A 13,044-nucleotide genomic window follows, 5' to 3' on the forward strand; every position below is an offset into this window, starting at 1 on the left:
AACGGAAGGATAACCCGTGATCGACGTCGTACTTCTTATCGTACGCCTCCTGTTCGTCGCGCTACTGTACCTGTTCCTGTTCGCAATTATGAAAACGGGCATCGGGCTGGTGCGCGGCCAGCGCAAGAAGGAACGCACCTGGAACCTCTCGGTGGAGAAGGGGCCGAAGGAGCTGCGCGGCGTATCCATCGTCGTTCGCGGGCCCGTCATCGTGGGCCGCAGCCCCGGAGCCGACATCGTGGTGGGTGCCGGATACGTGTCCGGCCGCCATGCGCGTTTCCAGCTTATGGGGCAGAACCTGTTCGTTGAGGACCTGGGATCCACGAACGGCACGGGCGTGAACGGCCAGCCCATCACCGAGCCTACCGCTCTTCGGAACAACGACGTCGTGAACGTGGGCGACGTGGCCATTCGCGTGAGGTTCGCCTAATGGCCGCCGATCGTTCGTACAAATCCACTCCGCGCACCCGCAAGGGGGCGCTCACCTCGTTCGGCAGCCGCACCGACATCGGCTGCCTTCGCGATCACAACGAGGACAGCCTCGTGGTCACGCCGCCCCTGTTCGCCGTCGCCGACGGCATGGGCGGCCACGCCGCAGGCGAAGTGGCGTCCGAGATAGCCGTGCGCGTGCTGTCCGAACTTGCCCCCGAACATCCTGACGGGGAAGCGCTCGGCCGCGCCATCGAGGAGGCGAACCGCGCCGTCATCCAAGCAGCGCGCGAAGGGCGCGGCCGCCAAGGCATGGGAACCACCATGACCGCGGCCATGCTGGAAGGCGAGCGACTGGTCATCGCCCAGGTAGGCGACTCGCGCGCGTACCTGCTGCACCAGGGCAAGCTCCAGCAGCTCACGCGCGACCACAGCCTGATGGCCGACATGATCGAGGCCGGGCAGCTCACGCCCGAAGAGGCGCGCACGCATCCGCAGCGTTCGGTGATCACGCGCGCGCTGGGCAGCGACGCGCACCTCCACCCCGACATCTACGAGATCAACGTCGAAACCGGCGACCGCCTGCTCATCTGCTCCGACGGCCTGTCGGGCATGATCTTCGACGACCAGATCGAGAATACCCTGCGCCGCGTGCAAGACCCGCAGCGCTGCGCGTCGCAGCTGGTGAACGAGGCTATCGCGGCGGGCGGCCACGACAACGTCACCGTCATCGTGGCCGACGTGACCGGCTACGCCGAAGTGCGCCGTAAGAAGCTTGCGCGCAAGACCAAGCTGTCCATTGCGCTGGTGCTGGTGCTGTTCGCGGCCATCGTCGCCGGAGCCGCCTGGGGCACGCAAACCTACCTGAACACCGCCGCTTATCTGGCAAACGACAACGGCAAGGTGGCCGTTTATCGGGGGGTTCCCGGCTCGGTGCTGGGGCTGTCGTTCTCGCACCTGGAACGCACCACCGACGTGACGGTGGCCGATCTGCAACCAGGCGTGGCTAACCGGCTGAACGAGGGCATTCGCGTGGACGACATGGAAGCGGCCGATGCTCTCGTGAAGGAGTACGAGGACGAGATCGCCGCACGCTCCAAGAACCAGGCGGAAGGCGGCAACGCCGAAAGCGGCCGAAACGCGGACGCGAAGGATGCGTCGGACGCTAAGAACGGCGGTGCCGCGTGACGCGCCGCAATGTAGAACTCGTCCTGCTGCTGGTGGCGGCGCCCGTGGTGGCGCTGCTGTTCGCCATGATCGCCATCAACCAGGGGCAATCGCTCGACATGACCACCCTCGGCGTGCCGGCGGCCATCTTCGTGGCCTTCGTCATCGCGCACCTCGCCGTGCGCAAGTTCGCCGCCAACGCCGACCCGGCCCTGCTGCCCCTCTCGTTCGCGCTGTCCGGAATCGGCATCGCGTTCGTCACCAGCCTGGCGCCCAACCTGGCCGTCGGCCAGGTGATGTGGTTGTTCGTGGGCGTAGCGTGCATGGTGCTGGTGCTGGTGTTCGTGCGCAACCTCGACAAGGTGGCGAACTACAAGTACACGCTCATGATCGTGGGCTTCCTGCTGCTGCTGTCGCCGCTGGTTCCGGGCCTCGGCCAGGAGATTTACGGCAGCCGCATCTGGCTGCATATCGGCAGCTACTCCTTCCAACCGGGCGAGATCGCCAAGATCGTGATCGTGCTGTTCCTGGCGGGCTACCTCGCGCAGAACCGCGAGATGCTGTCGGTGTTCACCTGGCGCGTGGGCCCGTTCAGGCTTCCCGACATCCGAACGTTGCTGCCGCTGCTGCTGATGTGGGGCATCGCGCTGGTCATCGTCGTGTTCGAGAAGGATCTGGGCAGCGCGCTCGTGTTCTTCTTCGTGTTCCTGGTCATGCTGTACGTGGCTACGGGAAAGAAGTTCTACCTGGTCATCGGTTTGGGTCTCATCGCCATCGGCGGCATCGGCGCGTTCATGGCCTTCGGCCACGTGCAGGTGCGCGTGAACACCTGGCTCGACCCCTTCGCCGATGCGCAGAACACGGGCTACCAGCTGACGCAGGCCATCTACTCCATCGCCGACGGCGACTTGTTCGGCGTCGGCATCGGGCGCGGCCTGGCCGAACAGATCCCCGTCGTTGAGAGCGACTTCATCTTCGCGGCCATCGCAGAAGAGATCGGCCTTCTGGGCGCGGCCGGCGTGCTGCTGCTGTTCCTGTGCTTCGCCGTGCGCGGCTTCGTGACGGCGGCGCGCGCGAAGAGCGACGTCAGCTCGTTTGTGGCCGTGGGTCTCACGTCCATGATCGTGCTGCAGGCGTTCATCATCGTAGGCGGCGTGACCAGGCTCATCCCGCTGACGGGTCTTACCCTGCCCTTCATCAGCCAGGGCGGCTCGTCGCTTTTGGCCAGCTTCATCATCGTAGGCTTCCTGCTGCGCTGCGGCGACGAGGGCACGGGCGTGGGTCAGGAGATGGCCAGCGCCACCACCTCGCTGCACGCCAACAGCGTACTGGGCCGCGTGTCGCTGGGCAAGCGCCTGAACCACAGCATGCTCTTGTGCTCCGCCCTGTTCGCGCTGCTGGTAGCGAACCTCACGCTCATCATGGTGGTGCAGGCCGACTATTACCAGAACATGCCGGGAAACAACCATACGCTTGCGAAAGAAGCGCGCTCGGAGCGCGGCACCATCGCCACGTACGACGGCGTGGTGTTAGCGCGCAGCGTGAAGGAGGAAGACGGCACCTACGAGCGAGAGTACCCGGCGGGCGACTTGGCCAGCCACGTGGTAGGCTACTCGTCGCCTCAGTTCGGCAACTCCGGCATCGAGAAGGCGTACAACGACACGCTGAAAGGCGAAGAGAACTTCGCATCGTGGACCGACGTGCTGAACTCGTTCGCCGGCATCGGCACCGCGGGAAACGACGTGACGCTCACCCTCAACTCGAAGATCCAGCAAGCCGCGCAGGATGCGCTTGCCGGACGCAAGGGCGCGTGCGTGGTGATGGATCCCGACACAGGCGCCATCCTGGCCATGGCCTCGGCTCCCACATACAACGCGGCCGACTTCGCGGCGGTCATCGAGCAGGCGAACGCGAACCCTGACGACAGCACCCTCGTCGATCGCGCGGCAGGATCGCTGTACGCACCGGGCTCCACGTTCAAGATCGTCACGCTGGCCACCGCGCTCGAGGACGACGTGGCCGACGAGGACACGGTGTTCTCCTCGCCCGGCACCATGGAGATCGGCAACGCAACCGTCTCTAACTTCAACAAAGCGAACTACGGCAGCCTCACCTTGGCCCAAGCAACCGAGCTTTCGTCGAACACGGTGTTCGGCCAGCTAGGCGTAGAGATGGGCGCTGACAAGCTGGTCGCCGGAGCCGAGAGCTTCGGCTTCAACAAGGAGATCGACTTCCCGCTGTACACGCCCGAATCACTCATGCCCTCGGCCGAGGACCTGCAAAAGAGTCCCTGGGAGCTGGCATGGGCAGCCGCCGGCGAGCCGGTGGGAGACACCACGCGCCCCGGCCGCGAGAGCCCGGCCGGCCCCCAGGCCACCGTGCTCGAGATGGCCATGGTGGGCACAGCCATCGCCAACGACGGCGTCATCATGCAGCCCTACCTCGTCGACAGCGTGAACAACGCCAACGGCGAACGCAGCTTCTCGGCCTCTCCGACGAAACTGATGCAAGCCGTCAGCAAGACCACGGCCGGACGCGTGCGCGACGTGCTGCTGGGCGTCGTGCAGAACGGCATCGGCACCGCGGCCGCCATCCCCGGCATCGACGTAGCCGGCAAAACCGGCACCGCCGAGAAGGAGAACGGCAACGACAGCTGGTTCGTGGGCATGGCGCCGGCCGAGGATCCGCGCGTCGTGGTGGCCATCGTCATCGAGGACGGCGAAGAGGGAGTGGGAACCGCTAAAGCGCAGAATGTATTGAAAACAGCTTTGGAAGTTCAGGGACTTTTGTAGATAAGGTATGCTGATGGCCCGTATACTGTCTGGAAGAAGTATACAGCCCAGCATGTAACCTAAAGGAGCTAAAACGTGACCGGAAACATGATAGGCAGGGTATTCAACAACCGCTACCAGATAACCGAGCGCATCGGCATCGGCGGTATGGCAGAGGTGTACCGGGCGCAGGACAACGTGCTTGGCCGTCTGGTCGCCGTGAAGGTCATGCTGCCCCAATACGCCGCCGACCCGAACTTCACGCAGCGCTTCAAGCAGGAAGCCGCCGCTGCAGCCAACCTCCAGAGCCCCTACATCGTGAACGTGTACGATTGGGGTCAGGACGAGGGCACCTATTACATCGTCATGGAGTTCGTGCGCGGGTCCGACCTTAAAACCGCCATCATCGAGCGCGGCGCCATCAACCAGCGCAAAGTCGCCGAGATCGGCTCGCAGGTATGCCAGGCGCTTTCCGTGGCGCACGGACTGGACATCATCCACCGCGACATCAAGCCGCAGAACATCATGGTGCAGCCCGACGGCAACGTGAAGGTCATGGACTTCGGCATCGCGCGCGCGAAGAATTCCGTCATGACCCAAACCTCCTCGGTGCTGGGCACGGCTCACTACATCTCCCCCGAGCAGGCGCAGGGCAAGGACCTCACCGCCACCAGCGACATCTACTCGCTGGGCATCGTGCTGTACGAGTCGGCCACGGGACGCTTGCCGTTCGACGGACCCGATGCCGTGAGCGTGGCCATGAAGCAGGTCAACGACCTGCCCGTGCCGCCGCGCGAGATCAACCCCGATATCGATCCCGCGCTCGAGGCCATCATCATGAAGGCCATCGCGAAGAACCCGGCCGACCGCTTCGCCACCGCGAAGGACATGCGCCTCGCGCTGAACGACTACCTGGCCGGACGGCCCGTCAACCTGGGCGAAGGCTTCACCAGCGCCGAGACCGTGGTCATGGGCGGCGTGGTGCCCCCCGTCGGCGTGGCCGACGGCACGGCCGTCATGCCCGCGATGGGCGGCGTCAGCCCCGCATCCCCCACCGCGGCGCAGCGCTCCTACAACGCGAACAACACCAGCGGGAAGAAGAACAACAAGAAGACCATCGCCATCGTCATCGGCATCATCGCGGCTCTTGCCGTGGTAGGCGGCATCGCGTTCGCCCTCATGTCGGGCAGCGGGAACGACAAAGACAAGGTCGCCGTTCCCAGCGTGGTAGGCCAGACGGTGGATCAGGCCACAGCCGCCATCGAAGGAGCCGGTTTCGAGCTGGGGAAGGTGGAGGAGTCGTTCGACGACAAGGTCGAATCCGGCAAGGTGATCAGCCAGGATCCGAAGGGCGACAGCAAGCAGGCCAAGGGCACTAAGATCAACCTCACCGTGTCGAAGGGCGTGCAAGAGATCACCGTGCCCGATCTGACGGGCATGACTGCCGATCAAGCGCAGAAAGCGCTCACGGCCAGCGGGCTGAAGTACGCAAAGGGAGCCGCCGAGTACTCCGACACCGTCGAGAAAGACCACGTGGCGCGCCAGGACATCGCAGCAGGCGAGAACGTAGCCAAGGACACCGTGGTCACGTACTACCTGTCGCTAGGCTCCGAAGGCATCGAGGTTCCCAACGTGGTGGGCATGTCGCGCGGAAACGCCGTGACCACGCTGAATAACGCAGGCCTGATCGTGGATACCGACAACTACACCTACGAGGCCAGCGACCAGCCGGAAGGCACGGTGCTCGCCCAAACACCCGCAGCAGGCTCGAAGCTGCAAAAGGACGGCTTGGTGGCGCTAACGCTGAGCAAGGGGCCCGAGAAGAAGACGTTCTCCGTCGCGGTCAACGCGAATGGAGGCGGCAAGATCTCGGCCAGCGCTTCGTCGGTAACCGAGGGCGACAGCGTCACCATCACCATCACGCCCGATAGCGGCTACGAAGTAGCATCGGCCAGCGGCTTGGACGACGTGCCGAAGTCAGGCGGCACCTTCACCATCTCGAATGTGAAGGCGAACGTCAACGTGAACGTGACCTTCCAGGCAGTTACGCCATCCCCCACGCCGGATCCCAAGCCAACCGACGACACCAACAAGAACTAGGAATCTCCGCGATGCGTCTTCGGGCGCATCGCTTTTTTTATGCGTCCTGCAAGGCGTCCTGCAAGCTCGGGGCAAGCCGGACGATTAATGCTACAATATCAAACGCGCCTCCGTAGCTCAGGGGACAGAGCACCGCTCTCCTAAAGCGGGTGCCGCGCGTTCGAATCGCGCCGGGGGCACCATCTGATCGCAAAACGGCGCCTCTCGGGCGCCGTTTCTTCTTGCAAGCCGGAAGCGCGTTCCGCCCTCCTCCTACTGGTACTCGCGCAGAGCCCCTTCCTTCAATACGAGGATCACGCAGGTTCCCTTGCCGAGCTCGCTTTCCACTTCCATATGCGTACCGGGACCGAAGTAGCCGCAGATTCGATCGTGCACGTTCTTCACCGCGATGCCGAGGCCGAGCGACGATTCGGGATGAAGAATGTTGCAGCGCGCCTCTTCGGTCATACCCACGCCGTTGTCGCACACGCGCACAATCACGTCGTTGCCCGTGACCTCGCCCGTCACCTCGATAGTCAACTTCCCCTCGCTCGGCATGGCGTGGCGTACAGCGTTCTCCACGAGCGGTTGCAGCAAAAAAGGCGGCACCAGCATGTCTTCCACACGAGGATCGATCCGCATCTCCATCTCCACGCGGTCGGCACCGAAACGCGCCACTTCGAACGTGAAGTACCGCTTCGTTTGCTCCATCTCACGCGCGAACACGATCAGATCGGCGGAGTCTTCAAGCGTTCGGCGATAGAACACGGCGAATTCGCGCAGCAACTTGCGCGCCGTTTCGGGGTCGGTGCGAATGAGTGAGGCGATGGTGTTGATGGTATTGAACAAGAAGTGCGGATTGATCTGGCTTTGGAGCATCTTCAGCTCCATGCGCGTGGCCAACTGCGTCTGCTCTTCCAGCGCCGATGCCGCCATCTGCGTGGACAGCAGTTTGCCGAACCCTTCGGCGATGGACTTCTGCGTCTCGCTGATGTGCTTCGCTCGGCGATAGTAGAACTTGAGCGTGCCCTCGACGTTGCGGCCTACGGCAAGCGGCACGATGATGGCCGCCTTGATATTCGACGACTCGCTGGGGAAGCCGATATCTTCGGGCGTGAACAGGATGCGCAACTTGCCGTCGGCGAGCGTGGCATGGGTCGCGTGGGTGCGGATGATGCTGCCCGGCAGGTTCTGAGCTTCCTCGAAGCCTGCGTATCCCAAAATCTGCTTTTTGTCGGTGATAGCCACGGCGATAGCCGCGGTGGACGGCAGCAGCAACCCGCAGATCTTCTGCGCGGCCTTGTAATCCATGCCGTCGTTCATGCAGGTCAGCGTTTGGCTAGCCAGCTTCAACATGGAGTCAGACTGACGAGCGCGCACCGAATCGGGATCCATGATGAGACGGATGACCACCACTATGGACAGCGTGAACACCACGCCTGCGCATACCATGATTGCCACATTGCGATACGGCACCGCGATGGACCACAGCAACACAAGACCCGAAAGCGCCGTCACCGTGAACATGAACATCTCGAGCGTGAAGAAGCGCGGCAGCGCCGATTTCGACTCCCTGGTCTCTTCCTGCATGGTACCTCCCCGCGTTGCTCAACCCTGCCCAAGCAGCGCGCTTGAGCCCATCAGCCCAGTATACCGAATTCGTTGAGAACAAGTATGACGGCGGCCACAATCAGGAAGAAGCCGAAGACGAAGCGCAATGCGAGCTCGGGAACCACCCGCACAAGACGCGCGCCGATGACCGCGCCGGGAATAGAGCCCACGGCGATGGCAATGCCCGCCGCGTAATTGATGTTTCCCAGCAACGCCTGCTCGACGACGCCGGGAATGGCGAGGATCATCACGGCGATCAGCGACGTGCCGGACGCCTGGCGCATCTCGATGCCGATAAGAGACAGCATGAGGGGCACCATGATGAACCCGCCGCCCACGCCGACGTAGCCGGATGCCACGCCCGCGCCCAGGCCGATCCCTGCGCCGATGAGCAGCTGCTTGCGCGTGAGTTTGCGCGGCGCAGGGTCGACGGCAGCGCCAGCCTGCGCGCTCACCTTCGTCGGATCGTCAATCGCGTCGTCGTTCGCCGCAGCGTCGCCTACACGCTCGATGGCGGCTTCGTCCGGCTCGATCGTGCTGCTCGACGCTGCATGCTGTTGCGTGCGGTTCTGCGAGCGCATCTTGAAGGCCTTGCCCAGCATTTTCACCGCCGACCAGCCGATGATGAGCGCCGCAGCCACCATAATCATCCAGGCGGGCGAAATCTGCGCAAGCCACACGCCCAAAGGCGAGGTGAGCGCTCCGCCGAGGCCTGCCGCCACGCCAAGCGACACGATGCACGTTTTATGGCGTATATGGGATGCCGCGCCCGATATGGACGTGGGAATAATGGCGAACAGCGACGTGGCCGTGGAAACGACGGGGCTCATGCCGAACGCCAAACGGAAGATGGGAACCATGACCGTGCCGCCTCCGATGCCCAGCAATCCGGACAAAATTCCGATAGCCACGCCGGCAATAGCCGGCAGCACGAACATAGCGAGCACATCCATAGTTTGACGCCCGATCCTTTCCCGATCTCTCAACACGCGAGCCGCTCAACTGCACGCCATCGTACAGCTTAGACTGCGCCCCGTGGAGGCTCCGTCATGCAAACGTTGCCGAGCGTGCTTATTTATTCCGCGACGTTCAGGCGAATCTCGCTCGTCACACCCGGATCGATGCCGGCCGCCGCGATGGCCGCCTGCGCCGAAGCAAGTCGATCGGCTCCGTTGCCGGCGCTGGCCTGGCGCTGCGCGGCCGACTGCATAAGCGCCGTACGCAGGATCTGATCGTTCTCCATGCGCGCCATCAGCTCCGGCCACACGAACTGGAACTCGAAGTACTTCGAGCAGTTGCGCTGGGCATACGTCGTCGCTTCGCCGGTGGCCGCCTTCGCCGCTTTCCGGTACGCCTTCTTGTCGGGGCGCGCCAAGCTCCTCAGAAAGGCGGTCAAACGAATGCGCTTCGTGATGCCTGGCTCAAGGAACGGGCCCGGATACGGCTCCAGCGAAGACGGCTTCACCTGCAAAAGGTCGATCTGCGTGCGGCTGTACTCCATCTTCCGGTATTCGTAGAGCCATCGGAAGATATCCTGACGGAAGCGCGTGCCCTCGCTCTCGGTTTCGGGAGGAAGGTGGCGCAGGCTCCACTGATTGTCGAACCAGATGTCCGAACCGTACATACGCAGGTCAAGCATGTAATCGAGATCTTCGCCGCGCGCGATCCAAGGATCGAACGACAGACGCTTGAACGCCTCTTTATGCAAAGCAAGGCAGCCGCCGCACGTATGGTTCGATCGGGAAAGACGAGGGCCGCGCATGGCCTTCGAGATCCATTTGTTGAAGGCCTTTCCCTGCTGCCAGAAATGGTTGTACCACTTGTCCTGGCTCTTCGACAGGTAGGAGCCTTCGGAATTGAAGTAGAAGCCGGTCTTGGCCAGGATGGGAATGCCCTTCTTCGTGAGCTTGCCCAGGCCGTACATGGCCTTCTGCAGGAAGTCGGCGTCATCCACCACTTCGTCGTCGTCGAGGAACACCACCGAGTCGAAGCCCAGCACGTCGGCCATCACCAGACCCAGGTTGCGCACCGCACCGTAGCCGGACAGGCCGATCTCCTTCTGCAGCTTGCCCAAACCCAGCTGCTCCATGCGCTGCTGGATAAGTGCCAGCTCGGGAGCGCCGATGACCACGGTGTTCAGCGAGGGAAAGCGCGAGACAACGCTTTGAACCTTCTCGGCCGCCTGGTTCTCGATCGACGGCTCGCTGACCACGAGCACGATGATCTGGCCGGCGCCGCGCACCTTCTGCAACGACGCAAGCAAACGCGGGAGCTCGCCGGGTTGCGAGATGGGAGTCGCGTGATCGTAGGTCGTGAGCACGCTGCCGCCTTCTTTGCGGCGACGCGCGGACACGAAAGTGGGGATCACAATAACGGGGTTCATGCACGTCCTTCACTCGGGTACAACTGCGAGGGCTCGGCCCAACCCCATATTGTAGCGATATACGCCCCGCAGCCTTGTCAATTCATCGAATCAGTGAAGGCGAGCTATTTGGTCATATATTAAAAGAAAGCAGGCGCGGCTCACGCGTTCCGCGCCTGCTTTCCCGCTAGCGGGCTACTGCCTTCTTCACCACGTCGAAGCGCTTGAGCGCGGAGAGCAGCGGAAGCCCCAACACGTAGATGACCAGGGCTTCGCCGAGACCGGTGGCCACCACGCCGAACAGGTACATGGGCAGGTACAGCCCGTCGAGCGCGATAGACGTGAACGGGATGGTGTAGTAGCCCAGGCCTTGCAGCAGAAGGGGTAGATACGCAGGCACGATGAGCGCGTTCGCGATCACGGGGCCCAGCAGCGCCAGCTTCGGACGCTCGCGCATTTTCCAACACCACAGCGCGCCAAGGAACGTGGCCAGGCTGCCGAACACCACGTCCAGCATGCCCAGCGCCCCCGTTCCGTTGATGGCGAGCGCCATAAGGTTCGCGATGATGCACCCGACAGTGAGGCCGGGCACGGCCGCCGGCGTAAGCACTGCCAGCACGCACACCGCCTCGGAGATGCGGAACTGCACCGGCCCCCAAGCCAGTCCTTGCAGCGCCAAAAGCGTGATGAGGGTGGCAGCCGCGTACACGGCCGCGATCATGCCCGCTTGGGCGACGTACGTCGTCTTCTTGTTCATGGATATGCTCCTGTTCTCCGCGCGGCGCGGTGCCGCGGGCTTTGGGCAGCTAGTAATCCGCGAGTGCAGGGCCCAACGATGCAAACGCGGAGCCGTCGACGGATGCGAGCGTGAGTTTCGCAACCGGCAAAGGCCGAAAGGAAGTATAGCAGAGGCGCGGCCGAGGGCGCACGGTAAAAGCACGAGGGGCGCCGCATGTCGCAAGCATCGAACACGGGGACGAACCGCCCTGCTTGCTATGCACGCCATGAAGCGCTTTTTGCACAAAAACCCGCGACGTTCGATAACAAGAAGGCCCGAAAGCGCGCCCAAGGGTGCAGCTTTCAGGCCTTCGATTATGCACGATGCTCTGACCTGGCGCTTCACATTATCGCGCAGAAGCCTATCGCAAGCGAACGGTCAGCGAAATCACACATCGGCACTTTTTGTGCGTAGAAGCGCGCGGAGCGTGCATCACGCTGGATTCTGCACGGCATCGCCTACGCGCCCGGACTCCTCCTTGCGGCGGTCGATCGCGGCGCGGCGGATGCGAAGGACGGCGTAGCCTACGAACACCACCGAGTACACGGCGACGGCCATCTGCGCAGGAGCGCCGCCGCGCAGGGCGGAGGGCACCAGCATGAGCAGCAGATGCACGTACACGAGGCCCCAGAAGGGATACGCCAGCAGCTGCACGCGCTTCCACGTCTCCTTCTTCATGCGCTTCTTCACCACGTTGAACGACGTCACCCCCAGCACGACCAGCAGCGCGAACAGCGCCAACGCAAGCGCAAGCGCCACGGCGACATTGGTTTGCGGCAGCCCCGTCGAGAGGTTGGCCGCGTACGAGGAGAGGTAGATGGCCATGTGGCCCAGCGACAGCAGCCACGCCATGATGGACAGCTCGGCGCGGATGGGACGCAGGTACGTCGCCACGCGCGAGTCGCGCGCGAACACCCCGATGTACATCACGACGGCGAACAGCGCGGTAGCCAGCGTGCACTTGTGCAACAGCAGGAACAGCGCGTCGTACAGCATCAGAGGCAGTCCCGCGAACGAGCCGACCACGAACAGCACGTCAAGCGTGGCAGCCAGGGCGTAGAACGCCAACGGACGCGACTTGATGGGCCGCTTGCATGCGAACGCGAATGCCACAGCGCCCGCAAGAACCAAGATGAGCGTCATGAGTGCACCTCCATCACCGTCAACGCCAGCGCCGCGAACGCGCAATAGGGCTTCTCGGCCGCAAGCTCCTGCGTGCGCCGCATGAACGCAGGGAGCCACGCCTGCGCGTGCTCGCGCTCAAACGTCTGAATGCGCTCGGTCCAAGCAGCGACAGCTTCGGCATCGTCGCAGTTCAGAGCATCGGCGAGCTTCGCGTACAGATACGACAGGAATTCGAACTCCTCGAACACGCTATCGCACGGCTCTTTGCGCGCATTCTTCGCCACCACGCCCGCCTCGCGCATCAAGCGCTCTACATCCAGCGTCACCGGCGTGCGGAACAGCGCGGGAACGCCTTTCATCCCCCGCTCCACGTGCAGAAACGCGCTTTCGTACGGGAAGATGGGGGTGTGGCCGCCGGGTGCCAGGTACAGGCGCGAGTACACGATGCGCATATCGGCCAACAGATCGGCCGCCGACGCATCGCGCCAAGCAGCAAGCGCTTCAGCCGTCGAATCCGCCGCCGCCGGGTCGGCGCCCGCATCGAGCAGGCATGCCCGGGCATCGTCGGCGAACGACCCGTCGACCAGCCCTTGCGCCAGGCGCTCATCGGGATACGCGAACGCGCACGACAACAACTCGAACGCATCGGCCTTCCCCACCGCCCGCTTCACCGCTTCTTCTCGCCCCATAAGTCCCCCTTGTTCCGACATCTTCGCCCCAAA

Annotated in this window: 10 protein-coding genes and 1 tRNA gene; 5 read left to right on the forward strand and 6 right to left on the reverse strand. The window is 63.4% G+C overall.

The window, feature by feature from the left end; genetic code table 11:
• Positions 1–16: 16 nt before the first annotated feature.
• From GT590_RS01030 to GT590_RS01050, 5 genes are all read left to right on the forward strand, one after another.
• Positions 17–430: an FHA domain-containing protein gene (locus tag GT590_RS01030; RefSeq protein ID WP_009305393.1), complete on the forward strand. Its 414-nt coding sequence runs from the start codon at positions 17–19 to the stop codon at positions 428–430.
• On the forward strand, positions 430–1,617 hold the full coding sequence (locus GT590_RS01035) for a Stp1/IreP family PP2C-type Ser/Thr phosphatase (RefSeq protein WP_009305394.1): 1,188 nt from the start codon (positions 430–432) through the stop codon (positions 1,615–1,617). Before GT590_RS01030 ends, GT590_RS01035 begins: the two co-directional genes overlap by 1 nt.
• Positions 1,614–4,388 carry an FtsW/RodA/SpoVE family cell cycle protein gene (locus tag GT590_RS01040; protein ID WP_161170793.1) on the forward strand — a complete coding sequence of 925 codons (2,775 nt, stop codon included), beginning with the start codon at positions 1,614–1,616 and terminating at the stop codon, positions 4,386–4,388. Before GT590_RS01035 ends, GT590_RS01040 begins: the two co-directional genes overlap by 4 nt.
• Before the next feature lie 75 nt (positions 4,389–4,463).
• Positions 4,464–6,467, forward strand: coding sequence for a Stk1 family PASTA domain-containing Ser/Thr kinase (gene pknB, locus GT590_RS01045; protein WP_015761515.1), 2,004 nt, complete (start codon positions 4,464–4,466; stop codon positions 6,465–6,467).
• A 106-nt stretch (positions 6,468–6,573) separates the two neighbouring features.
• A tRNA-Arg gene (locus GT590_RS01050) sits at positions 6,574–6,649 on the forward strand.
• Between the two features lie 70 nt (positions 6,650–6,719).
• On the opposite strand, the gene GT590_RS01055 is transcribed toward GT590_RS01050, so the two are convergent.
• From GT590_RS01055 to GT590_RS01080, 6 genes are all read right to left on the reverse strand, one after another.
• A complete protein-coding gene (locus GT590_RS01055) occupies positions 6,720–8,036 on the reverse strand; it encodes a histidine kinase (RefSeq protein ID WP_009305397.1) in 1,317 nt (438 codons plus the stop codon).
• Positions 8,037–8,086: 50 nt separating this feature from the next.
• A complete protein-coding gene (locus GT590_RS01060; RefSeq protein WP_009608420.1) occupies positions 8,087–9,010 on the reverse strand; it encodes a sulfite exporter TauE/SafE family protein in 924 nt (307 codons plus the stop codon).
• Positions 9,011–9,132: 122 nt separating this feature from the next.
• Positions 9,133–10,440, reverse strand: coding sequence for a glycosyltransferase family 2 protein (locus GT590_RS01065; protein WP_009305399.1), 1,308 nt, complete (start codon positions 10,438–10,440; stop codon positions 9,133–9,135).
• A 166-nt stretch (positions 10,441–10,606) separates the two neighbouring features.
• Positions 10,607–11,176 (reverse strand): QueT transporter family protein, encoded by a 570-nt coding sequence (locus tag GT590_RS01070; protein ID WP_009305400.1) that lies wholly within the window; start codon positions 11,174–11,176, stop codon positions 10,607–10,609.
• 453 nt (positions 11,177–11,629) lie between these two features.
• Positions 11,630–12,340: a ferric reductase-like transmembrane domain-containing protein gene (locus tag GT590_RS01075; protein WP_161170794.1), complete on the reverse strand. Its 711-nt coding sequence runs from the start codon at positions 12,338–12,340 to the stop codon at positions 11,630–11,632.
• Entirely contained in the window at positions 12,337–13,011 is a 675-nt protein-coding gene (locus GT590_RS01080; RefSeq protein WP_009608413.1) for a molecular chaperone, read from the reverse strand. Before GT590_RS01080 ends, GT590_RS01075 begins: the two co-directional genes overlap by 4 nt.
• Positions 13,012–13,044 lie beyond the last annotated feature (33 nt).

It is taken from the genome of Eggerthella sp. BIOML-A1, assembly GCF_009875595.1.
GTDB classification, from domain to species: Bacteria; Actinomycetota; Coriobacteriia; order Coriobacteriales; family Eggerthellaceae; genus Eggerthella; species Eggerthella lenta.